Below are 15,898 nucleotides of genomic sequence, written 5' to 3'. Positions count from 1 at the left end.
CGTTTTCCGGAACGACCATGAGCCCATTCGAACTGCTGCGCACCCACGCCATCCCCTCGCTCCAGGCCACCCTGGAGGAATACCGCGACCCCTCGACCGGCGCGCGCCACATCCACCTGGCGAACGACGAGGCCGACCTGGCCTTCCTGGTCGCATTTCCCACCGTGCCCGACAACAGCGACGGCCGCGCCCACATCCTCGAGCACCTGGCCCTGTCGGGTTCCGAGCGCTACCCGGTGCGCGACCCCTTCTTTTCCATGATGCGGCGCTCGACGGCCACCTTCATGAACGCGATGACCTATGCCGACCGCACGGTCTATCCCTTCGTCAGCACCGACGCCCGCGACTATTTCAACCTGCTCGACGTCTACCTGGACGCCACTTTCTTCCCCAAGCTCGATTACCTGAACTTCCGGCAGGAAGGCTGGCGCCACGTGCTCGACGGCGGCAAGCTGGGCTACCAGGGGGTCGTGTTCAACGAAATGAAAGGCGCCTTCGCCGATCCGGGCCGGGCCCTGTACCACGGCTTGCTGGCCAACCTGTTCCAGGGAACCACGTATGAAGCCGTCTCCGGCGGCGACCCGCTGGACATTCCCGACCTCACCCATGCCGCGCTCAAGGAATTCCACGCCAGTCACTACCATCCGTCCCAGGCGGTGTTCATGACCGCCGGCCCGGTGCCGGCCCGGGAGATCCAGCAACGCATCGCCGAGCGCGTGCTGTCGCGGCTGACCGGCAGCGCGCCCCTGAAGATGCCGCAGCTCGCTGCGCTGGAAGCGCCGCGCCAGGCGGTCATCAAGGTCCCGGCGCAGGCGGGACGCGACGACGGATTCGGCATCCAGTTCGCCTGGATCCTCGGCGAGTCGGCCGACAGCAGCGTGTTCCAGCAGGCCCGCCTGCTGGAAGCCGGCCTGCTCGGCGATGCCTCCGCGCCGCTGCGCAAGGCCATGGAATCGGCCGGCTATGGCCGTCCTTCGCGCATGAACGGCATCGACGACAGCGCACGCCAGCTCGCCTTCCACCTCGGCATGGAAGGGCTGGAGCAGCACCAGGTGGCCGATGCCCAGATCCGCATCCGGGGCGCGCTCGAGCAAGCCGCGCAGCGCGGGGTGCCGGAAGCCGTCCTGCGCGCGGCGCTGCGCGACATCCGCTACCAGCAGCGCAACACGGCAAGCGGCCAGATGCCGAATGTCCTGATGCGCATGCTGACTGCGGTGCCGGTGGCGATGCGCGGCGGCGACGTGAAGGATTCCTTCGACAGCGAACGCGCGCTCGGCCAACTGGAACAGCGGATCGCCGAGCCGGGCTTCTTCGAGGGCCTGGTGCGTGGACTGCTCGAGTCGCCGGCGCGCCTGACGGCCACCGTCGTCCCCGATCCGGAATATTTCGCGAAACGCGACGCGGCGGAAGCGGCGCGCCTGGCGCGCGAGCAGGCCGGCCTGAGCGCAGCCGACCGCAGCCGCATCGAAGCGGACAACGCCGCACTGCTGGCGCTGCAAGGCCAGCCGACGGATACGTCGGTCCTGCCGCGCATCACGCCGCGCGATGTCTCCCCCCAGCCACGCCCCCTGCCGCAGCTCGCCCCACAAACCGGCTGCCACGCCGTCTCGATCGCCTCCAACGGAATTTCCTACGCGCGCGTGCAATACGATGTCACGGCACTTGACGAGCAGGATTGGCCCTGGCTGCAGCTGTACGTCGACCTGCGCAGGGACCTGGGCGTCGGCGAGCGCAGTTACGACCAGGCCGACGCCTGGCGCCAGCAGGCCGCACCCGCCTTCGGCCTGCAGCTGTCTCCGGCATTGAACGACGGCGCGCTTCGGCTGGCCCTGAGCTTCCAGGCGAGCGGCCTGCGCGAGGAGCAGGAAGGAATCGCCGATGTAATCCGGGCGTATGTCGGCAGCCCGCGTTTCGACGAGTTCCCGCGTATCGCCTTCCTGTGCACGCAGATGGCGCAACACCGGATCAAGAACCTGGCCCAGATGGGCGACCACTATGCGAACCTGGCTGCGGGCGCGCCCGGCTCCCCCCTGCGCTATTTCGAGAACGCCACGGCCGGCATCGGCTACCTGCCCTTCGTCACCGGCCTCCAGGCCCGCGCCGCCAGCGACGAAGGGGTGGCATGGATTGCCCGCCACCTGGCGCGTATCCACGCCCTGGTGACCGCCTGCCCGGCCACTGTCGTCTGCGCCGGCAGCGGCGCCGACGCCCAGGCGCTCGCGGAGCGCATCGCGCCGCCGTCCGCGAACGCGTTCACCGCAGGCCCCGCCGACCGGGGAGCCACGGCTGTGGCCGGCGTGCGCAAGGACTGCGCCCTGCATGTGCCGGGCCAGGTGAATCACTGCCACATCGCGTGGTCCGTGCCCGACGAGCGCCACCCGGACGCGCCGGCGCTGGCGGTGGCCGCCGAACTGCTCACCCACCAGTTCCTGCATACGGCCATCCGCGAGAAAGGCGGCGCCTACGGCGGCGGCGCCGGCTATGTTCCTGGTGCCGCCATCTTCGCGATGAAGTCCTTCCGCGATCCGCGCATGGCGGGCACGTATGCCGACTTCGCGGCCGCCATCGAGGGCCTGGCGGCCACGGACTTCCCGGACGAACAGGTCGAGCAGGCCATCATCTCCGTCATCAAGGGCCTGGACCGTCCCGCGTCGCCGTTCGACGCCGTGCTGCTCTCCCTGAACCTGCAGCGCCGCGGCATCGCCCCCGCCGACCGCGCCCGCTTCCGCAGCGGGGTACTGAACTGCACGGCAGAAGGGATCAAGGCTGCGGTGCATCGCTGGCTGCGCCTGCGCACGCCGAACCGTGCAGCCTTCGTCGGCAATACGGGCCAGGACCTGGCAGGCCTCGGGGTGGTCGACCTGCTCGCCGTTGCCGCTGCGGACCAGGCAGCGACCTGAGGCAGCATGATCGCCACTGCGCTGCTCGGCCTGACGGTCGGACTGATCCTCGCGCTGACGGGCGCCGGCGGAGGCGTGCTGGCGGTGCCCTTGCTGGTGCTTGGCGCCGGCATGAGCATGGTCGAGGCCGGCCCGGTCGCCCTGGTGGCGGTCGGCATCGGCGCCGCCGGCAACGCGGTGCTCGGCCTGCGTGACGGAATCGTGCGCTACCGGGCGGCGCTGCTCATCGCGGGCAGCGGCATCCTGCTTGCCCCGCTGGGCCTGTGGACCGCGCAGCGCGTCGGCAAGCACTGGCTGGCTGTCCTGTTCGCACTCGTCCTGCTGCACGTGGCGCGCAACAGCTGGCGGCGCGGGGCTGGCCGGCAGTCCGCGGCCATCCGCCAGCCGGCATGCCGGCGCGATCCGGCCACCGGGCGCCTGCGCTGGACCTCGCGCTGCGCGCGCCTGCTGTCCGCGTCCGGAGGCCTTGCCGGCCTGCTGTCCGGGCTGCTGGGCGTGGGCGGTGGCTTCGTGGTGGTTCCGGCGCTGCTCCGCGCCACCGATCTCCCGATGGCCTCGGTCGTCGCGACCTCGCTGGCAGTGGTCGCCATGGTGTCGCTGAGCGGCGTGGCGGCCGGCATCGCCAGCGGCGCCCTGGCCTGGCAGCTGGCGCTGCCTTTCTGCGCCGGCACCCTGGCGGGCATGCTTGCCGGGCGCATCCTTGGCGGGCGGCTGTCCGAAGCGAGCATCCACAAGGCCTTCGCCGCCCTGGCGGCGCTCACCGCAGCGGCCATGCTGGCCGGCGCGCTGCTACACACCTGAATCTTGAGAAACCCATGTACCCGATCCAGCTGTTCGATACCGAATCATCGACTTTTACCTACCTCCTGGTTGCGCCAGACGGGCACGAAGCCGTCATCATCGACCCCGTCGCCCGGCATCTGGAACGCGACCTCGCGCTGCTCGAACGTCTCGGGCTGCGGCTGACCTACGTTCTCGAGACCCACGCCCATGCCGACCATGTGACCTCGGCTGGCGCCCTGCGCATGCGCACCGGCGCCAGGGCCGCCGCGCCGCGTGGCTGCGGGATCGAGGCTGCGGAGGTGCAGCTCGAAGACGGGGCCATGCTGTCCTTCGGCGCCGGCGAAACGATCCACGCCCTGCACACGCCCGGCCATACCGCCGGCAGCATGAGTTTCCTGTGGCGGGAAAATGTCTTCACCGGCGACACCCTGCTCATCGATGGCTGCGGCCGCACCGACTTCCAGGGTGGCGACGCCCGCACCCTCTATCACAGCATCACCGGCAAGCTGTTCGCGCTGCCGGACGCGACCCGGGTCTGGCCGGGCCATGACTACCAGGGCCGCAGCGTGTCCAGCATCGGCTGGGAAAGGCGGCACAACAAGCGGCTGGTCGGGCGCGACTGCGCTGGCTTCGCCGAGCTGATGGACAAGCTCGACTTGCCCAAACCGAAACTCATTGACGTGGCCGTGCCCGCCAATCGTGCGCTCGGCCTCCCCCAAGACGGTTCCGGCGGCGGAATGAACGAAGCGCCAAACCTGCCCAAAAGAAAATATAAAAGCCGTTGATTATTCATACGAATGATCAACGGCTCTTCATTTTTCACTTCAAAATCAATTGCTTAGATACTCCCATCACTCCCATTCGATCGTCGCAGGCGGCTTCCCCGAAATATCGTACACAACACGATTCAGCCCACGCACCTCGTTGATGATGCGGTTCGACACCTTGCCCAGCAACGAGTGAGGCAAATGTGCCCACTGCGCCGTCATGAAGTCCAGGGTCTGCACCGCGCGCAGCGCCACCACGTACTCGTAGGTACGGCCGTCGCCCATCACGCCCACGGATTTGACCGGCAGGAACACGGCAAACGCCTGGCTGGTCGCCTCGTACCAGTTCGTCGGCGCCTTGCCCGGATCGATGCCCGCCACCGCCGGCAGCTCGAACGGCGTATTGCGCAGCTCTTCGATGAAGATCGCATCCGCTTCGCGCAGCAGATCAGCGTATTCCTTCTTGACCTCGCCGAGAATGCGCACGCCCAGGCCCGGGCCAGGGAACGGATGGCGGTAGACCATGTCGTGCGGCAGGCCCAGAGCCACGCCGAGTTTGCGCACCTCGTCCTTGAACAGCTCGCGCAGCGGCTCGAGCAGTTTCAGGTTCAGGGTTTCCGGCAGGCCGCCCACGTTGTGGTGGCTCTTGATGGTCTGGCCTTTTTTACCTTTGCCGGCCGATTCGATCACGTCCGGGTAGATCGTGCCCTGCGCCAGCCATTTGGCATTGGTCAGCTTGCCTGCCTCGACCTGGAACACCTCGACGAATTCGCGGCCGATGATCTTGCGCTTCTGTTCGGGGTCGGTGACGCCGGCCAGGTGACCCATAAACTGGTCTTCGGCGTCGATGCGCAGCACCTTCACGCCGAGGTTTTTCGAGAACATGTCCATCACCATCTTGCCCTCGTCCTTGCGCAGCAGGCCGTGGTCGACGAACACGCAGGTCAGCTGGTCGCCGATGGCGCGGTGGATCAGGGCCGCGGCCACGCTCGAGTCGACGCCGCCCGACAGGCCGAGGATGACTTCATCGGTGCCGACCTGCTCGCGGATCTTCTGCACGGCTTCGCCGATGTAGTCCGGCATGTTCCAGTCCGACTTGCAGCCGCAGATCTCGTGCACGAAGCGGCCGATGATGGCTTCGCCCTGGCTGGTGTGGGTCACTTCCGGGTGGAACTGCAGCGCGTAGAAGCGGCGCTCCTCGTCGGCCATGGCGGCGATCGGGCAGCTGTCGGTGGAGCCCATCAGCTTGAAGCCCGGCGGCATGTCCAGTACCTTGTCGCCGTGGCTCATCCACACGCGCAGCATGCCGTGGCCTTCACCGGTGACGAAATCGTTGATGCCGTTCAGCAGGGCCGTATGGCCGCGGGCGCGCACCTCGGCATAGCCGAATTCACGCACCTTGCCGTTCTCGACCTTGCCGCCGAGCTGGGCGGCCATGGTCTGCATGCCGTAGCAGATGCCCAGCACCGGCACGCCGAGCTCGAACACGGCCTGCGGGGCGCGCGGGGAATCGCCCTCCAGCGTGGAGTTGTGGCTGCCCGACAGGATCACGCCGGCGGCACCGTAGTTGCGGATGAACTCGTCGCTGACATCGTAGGGGAAGACTTCGGAGAACACGCCGGCGTCGCGCACGCGGCGGGCGATCAGCTGGGTGACCTGGGAACCGAAATCGAGGATGAGGATTTTCGAATGCATGGAGAGGGCAAGGATAGAAAATGAATCGGGTAATGCGAAAACGCGGCCCTCGGGCCGCGTTTCATGGACGGTTTATTCCGAACGGTAGTTCGGCGCTTCCTTGGTGATCTGCACGTCGTGCACGTGCGATTCGCGCATGCCGGCGGACGTGATCTCGACGAACTCGGCCTTCTCGCGCAGTTCCTCGATGGTCGAGCAACCGCAGTAGCCCATCGACTGGCGGATGCCGCCGGTCAGCTGGAAGATGATCGCCAGCACGCTGCCTTTGTAGGCGACGCGGCCCTCGATGCCTTCCGGGACGAACTTGTCGGCCTTGCTCGACGCTTCCTGGAAATAGCGGTCAGCCGAGCCCTCGGCCATCGCACCCAGGCTGCCCATGCCGCGGTAGGATTTGTAGCTGCGGCCCTGGTACAGGATGGTTTCGCCCGGCGCTTCGTCGGTGCCGGCGAACATGCTGCCCATCATGACGGTATGCGCGCCCGCCGCCAGCGCCTTCGAGATGTCGCCCGAGAAGCGGATGCCGCCGTCGGCGATGCAGGGCACGCCCGTGCCTTCCAGCGCCTTGGCCACGTTCGAGATCGCGGTGATCTGGGGCACGCCCACGCCGGCCACGATGCGGGTGGTGCAGATCGAGCCAGGGCCGATGCCGACCTTGACCGCGTCCGCGCCGTGTTCGACGAGGGCGCGCGCGGCGGCGGCGGTGGCGATGTTGCCGCCGATGACGTCCACGTGCGGGTAGCGTTCCTTGATCCATTTCACACGGTCGAGGATGCCCTGCGAATGGCCGTGGGCGGTGTCCACCACCAGCACGTCCACGCCGGCCGCGACCAGCAGCTCGATGCGTTCCTCGTCGCGCGCGCCGACGCCGACCGCGGCGCCGACCAGCAGCTTGCCCTGCGAATCCTTGGACGCCAGCGGGTGCTCGTGCGACTTCTGGATGTCCTTCACGGTGATCAGGCCGCGCAGCTCGAAGTCCTCGTTGACGACCAGCACACGCTCGAGGCGGTGCTTGTTCATCAGCCGCTTGGCTTCCTCGGTGTCGGCGTCTTCGTTGACGTAGACGAGCTTTTCACGCGGGGTCATCTTGGCGCGGGCTTCCGCGTCCAGGTCTTCCTCGAAGCGCAGGTCGCGGTTGGTGATGATGCCGACCACCTGCTTGCCCTCGACCACCGGGAAGCCGCTGATGCCGTGCTGTTGCGACAGCGCCAGCACTTCGCGGATCTTCATGGTCGGAGGAATCGTGATCGGGTCGCGCAGCACGCCGGCCTCGAAACGCTTGACGCGCGCCACTTCCCTGGCCTGGTCGGCCGGCCTCAGGTTCTTGTGGATGATGCCGATGCCGCCCTCCTGAGCCATCGCGATCGCCAGGCGTGCTTCGGTCACGGTATCCATCGCGGCCGACAGCAGCGGGATATTCAGCGTGATATTCCTGGTCAGTTTGGTGCGAAGGGAAGTTTCGGCCGGAAGAACATTGGAGTAGGCCGGGACGAGCAGCACGTCATCGAACGTGAGTGCTTTTTGGAGTAGACGCATAGCATTTTCCTATAGGCGCAAAAGTGAATTATACAGAAACTGGAAACGCCTGTCGCAGCCCTGGCCAAATATCGGCGCAAGTATCGGAGAACATATCGGCGCTACCCGCATTGATTGACAGCCGGAGCGAAGCATGGCGAAATCAACCTGTTACCCCAGGACAGCTTATGCAAACTCCCTTCCCTTCCCGCCGCCTGGCGCTCCTGTGCGCCCTGCTGCTGGGCGCCGGCGGTGCCCAGGCCCAGTATTCCTGGATCGATGCCAAGGGCACGCGCCATTTTTCCGACCAGCCACCACCACCCTCGACGCCGCCGCAGCGCATCCTGAAAATGCCCGCGCGCCCTGCGCCGGGACCGGCGCCCACCTCCGCCGCCGCACCCGCGCATGCCAAGCCGGCGCCGACGCTGGCCGAGCGCGAAGCGGACTATGTGCAGCGCGCAAGGCAGCGCGAAGAGCAGGAAAAGAAACGGGCCGAGGAGGCCGCGCGCCAGCGCGCCCTGCTGGAGAACTGCGAGCGCGCACGCGAGGTACAGGCCCAGGCGGAGTCGGGCATCCGCGTTGCGAAGGTGGATGCGAACGGAGAACGGCGCTTCGTCACGGACCAGGAACGCGCCGAGGAACTGGCGCGCGCCAGGCGGATGCTGGCCCAGTGCCCCTGACGTGCCTCAGCCGCCCGGCAGCGGCACGCCCGGCACGCCAGGCGCGCCCTGGATTGGGGCGCACACCACGCGGTTGCGCCCGGCCGTCTTGGCCCCGTACAGGGCGCGGTCGGCCCGCTGCATGAGTTCGCCGATGCTTTCTCCCCCTTCGAGCATGGCCAGGCCGATGCTCACCGTATAGGCCACGCCTTGCGGACTGGCGGCGTCGCGCGCCGGCCGGTCGAGCGCGGCGCGCAGGCGCTCGGCCACGGCCAGCGCGGATGCGGCATCGGCGTCCGGCAGCAGCACGGCGAATTCTTCGCCGCCGAGGCGGGCGCAATAGTCGACTTCGCGGATCACCCCCTGGGTGCGCGCCACCAGGTCGCACAGCACCTGGTCGCCGACCCCATGGCCGTAGGTGTCGTTGATGCGCTTGAAGTGGTCGGCATCGACCAGAAGCAGGCCCAGGCCGCTTGACTTGCGCCGGGCCCTGGCCAGCTCGCGTTCGGCCAGGGTGAAGAAGGCGCGCCGCGACGGCGCGCCGGTCAGGTAGTCGTGGTCGGCGGCGTAGCTGGTGTCGGCAATCACGCGGGCATTCGCCATCATTACCGCACCCAGCGTCAGGGCTGGCAGGGCCAGGGTGCCGATCGCGAAGAACATCAGATTCGCCGTGTCCGGGGGCAGCAGCACCGGCCGGTAGGCGTCCAGCGCATAGTAGAGGCCGCGGCACACATGGCCTACGCCCAGCAGCAGCGCGGCGGTCCGGGTGAAGCGGTAGGCGTAGCGCAGGCGCGCTTCCCGCGCCGCGGGCACGCTAGCGAAGATCCCGAAACAAAGCGCGCTGTGGTAGGCCGACACCGACGCGATCCGCAGCGGCATCGATTCATGGCCGAGGTGGAACACCACGACGCCGCTCCACGCCGCAGCTGCGCCTGCCGCCAGCATGCGCCAGGGTACCGGCTGGCCCAGGTGGCGCCGGAATCCGACATACATCAGGGTGCTGGTGCCGAGAAAGACGGCGTTGGCCAGTTCGATGGTGAGCAGGTCCGGCAGGATGCCGCGCGCGGCGAACAGCAGCAGCGCCGGAATCGCCACCGCGTTCGCCTGCCCCCATTCGCGGATGCCGGCCAGCTTGCTGTCCGCGAGCGAACTCAGGACCAGCAGCATGACCACCGACATGGCGGTGGTCACCAACAGCAGACTCAGGGTACTCAGCATGGAAAGACGGCGGCGGAGAATGGAGGCGGTGGCGGGAGCGCGTGTGCCACCCAAAACAGTGCATCATAACAAGAAATGCTGCCGTGTTGCATTCTTTTACGGACGCTTCTTGCCTGCGCCACACCCGTCTCCTAGCCGCCCGTCCGGTCCGGTGCGCTCTCCCGCTTGGCCGCACGCTTGCGGCGCGACTCTTTCGGATCGGCCACCAGGGGCCGGTAGATCTCGATGCGGTCACGCTCGCGCAGCACGGTGTCCAGGGTCTTCTTTTTTGCGTAGATGCCGACCGGCTGGGTCGTCAGGTTAATGTCCGGATAGGCTTCCAGCACGCCGCTCATCTCGATGGCCTGGCCGATCGTGGTGCCGGGCGCGACCCGCAGGGGGCGCAGGAACTCTTCCTTGCTGGTGGCGTAGCACACAGTCACCCCGAGCATGTCCGGCGCCGTCTCAGCCATAGACGGCCTCGGCGCGCTTGCTGAAGGAATCGACCATGGTGTTGGCGATCATGCCGAACACCGGGCCGATCAGCTGCTCCAGGATGATGCTGGAGAACTCATAGTGCAGCTCGAAGTCGATCTTGCAGGCGTCGGCGCGCAGGGCCTTGAAGTTCCAGGTACCCTCCAGCATCTTGAACGGACCGTCCACCAGGTGCATCTTCATCTGGGTGGGACGGTTGTTGTGGTTGGAGGTGGTAAAGCTCTGCTTCACGCCATGGAAATTGATCTGCAGGCTGGCGACCAGCTTGTCCTCGCTACGCTCGATCACTTTCACGCCGCCGCACCAGGGGAGAAACTTCGGATAGTCCTCGACCTTGGCGACGAGGTCGAACATTTGCTCGGTGCTATAGCCGAGAAAAACTGATTTGTGCACTACTGCCATTGGTCAACCGTTTGTTATGATGTTGGACGAGTTGCATTTTGCGCCATGCGGCATCACATCCGTGTTTGCATAAGCGCCACAGCAATAGTTTAACCGAGACGCGGATTTTCGCTATTTCATGAGTATCGTTGACAATAAAAAAGCTTTTTTTGACTACTTCATCGAGGACCGCTACGAAGCGGGCATGGTGCTCGAGGGTTGGGAAGTCAAGGCCATCCGCGAAGGCAAGGTCCAGATCAAGGAAGCCTATGTGGTCGTGCGCAACGGCGAACTGTTCCTGTTCGGCGCCCACATCAGCGCGCTGACGACCGCGTCCAGCTTCAGTCACCCGGAGGCGCTGCGCACGCGCAAGCTGCTGCTGCACCGTAACGAGCTGGACAAGCTGGTCGGCAAGGTCGAGCGTTCCGGCTATACGCTGGTGCCGCTCAACCTGCACTTCAAGGGCGGGCGCGTGAAATGCGAGATCGGCCTGGCCAAGGGCAAGAAGCAGCACGACAAGCGCGCCACCGAGAAGGACCGCGATGCCAAGCGCGAGGTCGCCTCGGCAATGAAGCAGCACCGCCGCTGACCGGGCCGGTCAGGGCGCCGGCCGGGCGAAGCGCAGGCTCAGGCGCCACATCAGGAAGCTCAGCACGCAGCCGATGCCGGCGCCCAGCGCGAGCTTGAAGGCGCTGCCGAACAGCAGCGGCGCCACCAGGCCGGAGACGAGCGCGAAGGACATCATCTGGATGAAGCCGACCATCGAGGCGGCCAGTCCGCGGTTGTGCGGGAACAGTCCCATCGCCGACAGCTGGATGCCGGGCATGGCAACCGCCAGGCCAAAGGTGAACACGGCCAGCGGCAGCACGGCCCAAGGCACGCTGGCCGGGAACAGCGCGTTATAGCCGACGTTCAGCACCGAGGCCGCGGCCATCACGCCGTAGCCGATCCACAGCAGGCGGCCGGGCGGCGCCTTGGCGGCGCGCTTGCCGCCCCAGGCCGAACCGATCACCATGCCGCCGATAAGGGGGATGAACATCCAGGCGAAGGCGGTCTCCGGCAGGCCCAGGATCTCCATCACGAAGTTGGCGGCCGAGCCGATGTACAGCGACAGGCCGCCGAACACCAGGCCGAGCGACAGCGACAGCATCACGAACTGCGGGTTGCGCAGCACCATCAGGTAGTTGCGCGCGATCGGCGCCGGGTGGAAGGCCTGGCGCTTCTCGCGCGGCAGGCTTTCCGGCAGCAGGCGCGTCACCAGCACGATCATGGCGGCCCCGAACAGGGCCAGGAACACGAAGGTCGAGCGCCAGCCGAAGCTCACGTGCAGCCAGCCGCCCAGCACGGGCGCGATGGCGGGCGCCAGGCCGAACACCATCATGATGTGCGACATCATCTTCTGCGCCTGGGCGCCGGCGAAGCGGTCCTGCACGATGGCCTGGCCGATCACCGAACCGGCGCCGGCCGACAGGCCCTGCAGCGCGCGGAAGAACAGCAGCCAGCCGAAGGTGGGCGCGAGCGCGGCGCCGATCGAGGACAGGGTGTACATCGAGAGCGCGGCCAGGATCACCGGGCGCCGTCCGAAGGAATCCGACAGGGTCCCGTAGAACAGCATCATCAGCGCGAAGGTGAACAGGAACACGCTGAGGGTCTGCTGCACCGCCAAGGGCCCTACCGCGAATTCGTTCCCGATCGCCGGCATCGACGGCAGGTAGGTGTCGATCGCGAGGGCCCCGATCATGCCGAGGCAGGCGAGGATGGTGGTGAGGAGTCGGTGCATGGCAGTGCCTTGTGAAATGGTCGGGCACTGCTGGGCAGGCGTCCGGGGGGACGCAATTGTACTGGTTTTCCGGCAAACTTTCCGGCACTCCCTCCGGCGCTGGAGGCCGGAGCGGGATCAGCGCAGCGACAACCCGAAGCGCTCGGTGCGCGGCATCCAGTTGCCCTGGTAGTCGGCCGACACCAGGATGCGCTCGGCGCGTCCGATCAGGAGGTGGCGCGGCACGAAGCCGATGTAGCGCGAGTCGGCGCTGTTGTCGCGGTTATCGCCCAGCATCAGGTAGGCGTCGCGGGGCACGGTCACCGGGCCGAAGTCGCGCGCCACCAGGCGCTGCGGCAGTACCTGGATGCGGTGGCTGCGTCCGTCCACGGCCTCGGTCAGGCGCAGCGCCTGGGTCGGGCCCTCGGGGCCGGATTCGCGCACCAGTTCCTCCAGCGCATACTGCGATTCGACACCGTTGATCACCAGGTGCTCGTTGCGCATCTCGACCCGGTCGCCGGGCAGCGCCAGCACGCGCTTGATCAGGCGCGTGCCGTCCAGCGGCGAGGCGAAGGTCACGACGTCGCCGCGCCGCGGTTCGCCGGTGCGCGCCAGTACCACGTCGGTCAGCGGTAGCTTGATGTTATAGGCCAGGCGGTTGACGAAGACCACGTCCCCTTCCAGCAGGTTGGGACGCATCGAGGCGGAGGGAATCGGGTTCCAGTCCGCCACCGCGGTGCGAAAGACGCCGAACAGCATCAGGAACAGCAGGAAGCCCTTGTTTGCACGAACGAACGCTTTCATCTGGCCAGTCTCCTCTGGTTGGTGATCGACCAGTACCTTATACGCCGCCCGTGCGGCGCCAGGCTTTGGCGATGCTTAATTACGCCGTGGCGGCCTGGCGTCGTGCTCGAGGGCGGCCAGCGCCATGTCCTCGACCAGGCCGGGCGCGACCAGCTTGAGGAAGCGCCCGATGCGGCCCTTGGCCGTCATCACGACCTCGCGCTTGCGCTTGTTCATGCCGGCGATGACCAGGCGCGCGCATTCCTCCACGCTCATCGCGCCCTCTGCCTTCAGCGAACTCGCGCCCAGCTCCCCGCCGTGCGCATTGAAGCCGCGGTGGCGGATGCGCGTCGCCACCACGCCTGGGTAGGCGGTGGTCACGCTCACGCCATCGCCTTTCAGCTCAGCCCGCAGCGCCTCGAAGAAGCCGGCCATCGCGAACTTGGTGGCGCTGTAGGCGGTGCGTCCCGGCACCCCGACCAGCCCGGCCAGCGAGGACACGGCCACGATGCTGCCGCGCGAGGCCTTCAATGCCGGCAGCGCGGCCTGGGTGCACCAGATCGCGCCCCACAGGTTCACCCGCATCAGCTCCTCGTACCAGGACAGGTCCTCGACTTCCTCGAACAGGGCGTGGGCCGAGCGGCCCGCATTGTTGACCAGCACGTCGATGCGGCCGAAGCGCTCGACGGCGCTGACCACCAGGCGCCGGCACTGGATCTGCACGCCGACGTCGGTCGGTACCGTGAGCGTCTGCGCGCCCAGCGCCGCGCAGGCGCCGGCCACGGCCTGGAGGCCGGCGGCGTTGCGCGCGGCCAGCACCAGCGCCACGCCGGCACCCTCGTTCGCCGCCAGCTGGCGCGCCATCTCGGCGCCGATGCCGTCCGAGGCGCCGGTGATCACGATCACGCGCATGGACGGCGTCATGGCAGCAGGTCGGACTTCTGCGACTTCACGATCTGCATCGCGCTGGCGATCACGCTCGACATGTCGCCCATGTTGGCCGGAACGATCAGCGAATTGTTGGTCTTGGCCAGCTTGCCGAAGGCGTCCACGTAGTGCTCGGCCACGCGCAGGTTGACCGCATCCATGCCGCCCGGCTCGCGGATCGCGGCACCGACCTGGCGCAGCGCGGCGGCGCTGGCGTCGGCCAGGGCGACGATGGCGCTCGCCTCGCCCTGGGCGCGGTTGATCGCGGCCTGGCGCTCGCCTTCGGAACGCGCAATCGAGGCTTCGCGCTCGCCGCTGGCGATGTTGATCTGTTCCTGGCGCCGGCCTTCGGAGGCGGCGATCAGGGCGCGCTTTTCGCGCTCGGCGGTGATCTGGCGCTGCATCGCATGCAGGATCTCGGCCGGCGGGGTCAAGTCCTTGATCTCGTAGCGCAGCACCTTCACGCCCCAGTTGGCGGCCGACTCGTCGATCGCGTTGACGATGGTGGTGTTGATGTGGTCGCGCTCTTCGAAGGTCTTGTCGAGCTCCATCTTGCCGATCACCGAACGCAGCGTGGTCTGGGCCAGCTGGGTGATGGCCTGCACATAGTTCGACGAGCCGTACGAGGCGCGCATGGCGTCGGTCACCTGGTAGTACAGGATGCCGTCCACCTGCAGCTGGGTATTGTCGCGCGTGATGCAGACCTGGGGCGGCACGTCGAGCGGGATCTCCTTCAGGCTATGCTTGTAGGCGATGCGGTCGATGAAAGGCACCACGATGTTCAGGCCGGGCGCCAGCACGGCGTGGAACTTGCCGAGACGCTCGACCACCCAGGCGTGCTGCTGCGGCACCACGTTGATGGTCTTGAAGATGAATACCAGCGCGATGATGAAGATGACCAGTGCCACAGTGCCGAAGGAGAGTTCCATGAGCATCCCTTATAGATGAGTTCCAAGTATTAGCTGATCTTATGAATTGGCGACGATCAGGCGGTTGCCGAGCACCTCGACGATGCGGTAGTCGCCCGCTTCGGCCTGCGCACCCGGCCCCAGCTCGACGTCCCACAAGGCACCACGGTACATCACGCGGGCACGGCCATCCTGCCACGCCGGCACCGCGACGCGCTGGCCGATGTCGAGGTTGACGTTGCGGTCGCGGGTCGGTGCGGACCTGGCCGGCTTGCCGAAGCGGCTGCGGTGCAGGACGGCGGTCGCGGCCAGGCCAACCGCGGCGGCGGCCAGGGTCTGGACCGGGCCGCTTGCGCCTGTCAGCGCGGCCAGCGCACCGGCACCGAGGCCGATCGCAATCATCAACAGGTAAAACGTGCCGGTGAACAGTTCGGCAATCACGAGGACGCCCGCGGCCACCAGCCAGCCCATCCAGTCAGTCATCTGCTCTCTCCTCGAGTGGTTCAAACAAGTAAAAAACCCCCGCGACCTGCGACAGGCGGCGAGGGTTCAACGATGTGCGTATGCGTGCCGATTGCGTGCTTTCTGCCAGGAAGTTGTCAGTACCAGTGTAGCAGGCCTGGGCAGGATTGGAAGCTCCCGGCCGACGTTTATCGCAGCCGCATGAAGCGCGCAGGAAAACACCGCGACCGACCCGGCAGCGGCGTCACTTATGCGATGCTTAAACGGGTGCCGGCTCCGGCGCCGGCCGTCAACTGCGCCACGCGGCACGCGTTGAGTGCGGGAGCGACTTGCTCGAACCAGATTGACGACAGGAGATCATCATGAAATCGACATTCAAGCTGGCCGGCGCCGTGCTGCTGATGGCTTCGACCGCCGCATTCGCGGCGCCCCAGGCCCCCGCACCCGCCAGCACGCACCCCCTGGCCGCCGCCCACGCGAGCGCGCCGAGCAAGGCCGAGGTCAAGGCCGATAAGCAGCAGATCAGGGCCGATGAGAAAACCGCGCTCGCCAACTGCAATACCATGAAGGGCGCGGAAAAGTCCGCGTGTAAGAAAGACGCGGTGGCAAAGGCGCAGCATGCCAGGGGCCACGTGAAGGCCTCCAAACACTCCTGAACGGGTGCTGCCCC

At 67.0% G+C, this 15,898-nt stretch carries 16 protein-coding genes; 6 read left to right on the top strand and 10 right to left on the bottom strand.

Going from position 1 to position 15,898, the window contains the following annotated elements; genetic code table 11:
• Positions 1–17: 17 nt before the first annotated feature.
• The 3 genes from LE190_RS06085 to LE190_RS06075 are packed head-to-tail and all read left to right on the top strand — an operon-like array spanning position 18 to position 4,468.
• Positions 18–2,900: an insulinase family protein gene (locus tag LE190_RS06085; protein WP_225237836.1), complete on the top strand. Its 2,883-nt coding sequence runs from the start codon at positions 18–20 to the stop codon at positions 2,898–2,900.
• A 6-nt stretch (positions 2,901–2,906) separates the two neighbouring features.
• Positions 2,907–3,701 (top strand): sulfite exporter TauE/SafE family protein, encoded by a 795-nt coding sequence (locus tag LE190_RS06080; RefSeq protein ID WP_225237835.1) that lies wholly within the window; start codon positions 2,907–2,909, stop codon positions 3,699–3,701.
• 14 nt (positions 3,702–3,715) lie between these two features.
• Entirely contained in the window at positions 3,716–4,468 is a 753-nt protein-coding gene (locus tag LE190_RS06075; protein ID WP_225237834.1) for an MBL fold metallo-hydrolase, read from the top strand.
• A 66-nt stretch (positions 4,469–4,534) separates the two neighbouring features.
• On the opposite strand, the gene guaA is transcribed toward LE190_RS06075, so the two are convergent.
• Together guaA and guaB are read right to left on the bottom strand one after the other, a co-directional pair.
• Entirely contained in the window at positions 4,535–6,145 is a 1,611-nt protein-coding gene (guaA, locus tag LE190_RS06070) for a glutamine-hydrolyzing GMP synthase (protein WP_225237833.1), read from the bottom strand.
• A gap of 72 nt (positions 6,146–6,217) precedes the next feature.
• Entirely contained in the window at positions 6,218–7,678 is a 1,461-nt protein-coding gene (gene guaB, locus LE190_RS06065; protein WP_225237832.1) for an IMP dehydrogenase, read from the bottom strand.
• Positions 7,679–7,845: 167 nt separating this feature from the next.
• Here guaB and LE190_RS06060 point away from each other — a divergent pair, with 167 nt between their 5' ends.
• A complete protein-coding gene (locus LE190_RS06060) occupies positions 7,846–8,337 on the top strand; it encodes a DUF4124 domain-containing protein (protein WP_225237831.1) in 492 nt (163 codons plus the stop codon).
• Positions 8,338–8,343: 6 nt separating this feature from the next.
• Here LE190_RS06060 and LE190_RS06055 read toward each other — a convergent pair whose 3' ends face one another.
• The 3 genes from LE190_RS06055 to LE190_RS06045 all read right to left on the bottom strand — a co-directional run bounded on the left by LE190_RS06055 (position 8,344) and on the right by LE190_RS06045 (position 10,410).
• Positions 8,344–9,534 (bottom strand): GGDEF domain-containing protein, encoded by a 1,191-nt coding sequence (locus LE190_RS06055; protein ID WP_225237830.1) that lies wholly within the window; start codon positions 9,532–9,534, stop codon positions 8,344–8,346.
• Positions 9,535–9,665: 131 nt separating this feature from the next.
• The gene (locus tag LE190_RS06050) at positions 9,666–9,965 is read right to left on the bottom strand and encodes an RnfH family protein (RefSeq protein ID WP_229516872.1); all 300 of its coding nucleotides are present in this window, start codon (positions 9,963–9,965) and stop codon (positions 9,666–9,668) included.
• 13 nt (positions 9,966–9,978) lie between these two features.
• Entirely contained in the window at positions 9,979–10,410 is a 432-nt protein-coding gene (locus LE190_RS06045) for a type II toxin-antitoxin system RatA family toxin (protein ID WP_225237828.1), read from the bottom strand.
• Positions 10,411–10,528: 118 nt separating this feature from the next.
• Between LE190_RS06045 and smpB the strand changes: the two genes are divergently transcribed.
• Complete coding sequence (gene smpB / locus LE190_RS06040; RefSeq protein WP_225237827.1) at positions 10,529–10,978, top strand: SsrA-binding protein SmpB; 450 nt, start codon at positions 10,529–10,531, stop codon at positions 10,976–10,978.
• 9 nt (positions 10,979–10,987) lie between these two features.
• Here smpB and LE190_RS06035 read toward each other — a convergent pair whose 3' ends face one another.
• The 5 genes from LE190_RS06035 to LE190_RS06015 form a co-directional block, all read right to left on the bottom strand.
• Positions 10,988–12,169, bottom strand: a complete 1,182-nt coding sequence (locus tag LE190_RS06035) for a multidrug effflux MFS transporter (RefSeq protein WP_225237826.1) — start codon at positions 12,167–12,169, stop codon at positions 10,988–10,990.
• 117 nt (positions 12,170–12,286) lie between these two features.
• On the bottom strand, positions 12,287–12,952 hold the full coding sequence (gene lepB / locus LE190_RS06030) for a signal peptidase I (protein WP_225237825.1): 666 nt from the start codon (positions 12,950–12,952) through the stop codon (positions 12,287–12,289).
• Positions 12,953–13,027: 75 nt separating this feature from the next.
• Positions 13,028–13,843: an SDR family oxidoreductase gene (locus tag LE190_RS06025; protein WP_225238065.1), complete on the bottom strand. Its 816-nt coding sequence runs from the start codon at positions 13,841–13,843 to the stop codon at positions 13,028–13,030.
• An 8-nt stretch (positions 13,844–13,851) separates the two neighbouring features.
• A complete protein-coding gene (locus LE190_RS06020) occupies positions 13,852–14,787 on the bottom strand; it encodes an SPFH domain-containing protein (RefSeq protein WP_225237824.1) in 936 nt (311 codons plus the stop codon).
• A 39-nt stretch (positions 14,788–14,826) separates the two neighbouring features.
• Positions 14,827–15,249, bottom strand: coding sequence for an NfeD family protein (locus tag LE190_RS06015; protein ID WP_225237823.1), 423 nt, complete (start codon positions 15,247–15,249; stop codon positions 14,827–14,829).
• Between the two features lie 341 nt (positions 15,250–15,590).
• Here LE190_RS06015 and LE190_RS06010 point away from each other — a divergent pair, with 341 nt between their 5' ends.
• The gene (locus LE190_RS06010; protein ID WP_225237822.1) at positions 15,591–15,884 is read left to right on the top strand and encodes a hypothetical protein; all 294 of its coding nucleotides are present in this window, start codon (positions 15,591–15,593) and stop codon (positions 15,882–15,884) included.
• The last annotated feature ends 14 nt before the right edge of the window (positions 15,885–15,898 follow it).

Source organism: Massilia hydrophila (assembly GCF_020208145.1).
GTDB lineage: Bacteria > Pseudomonadota > Gammaproteobacteria > Burkholderiales > Burkholderiaceae_D > Telluria > Telluria hydrophila.
The sequence above is the reverse complement of the archived record's forward strand: the minus strand, read 5'-3'. Positions and strand labels throughout refer to the sequence as shown.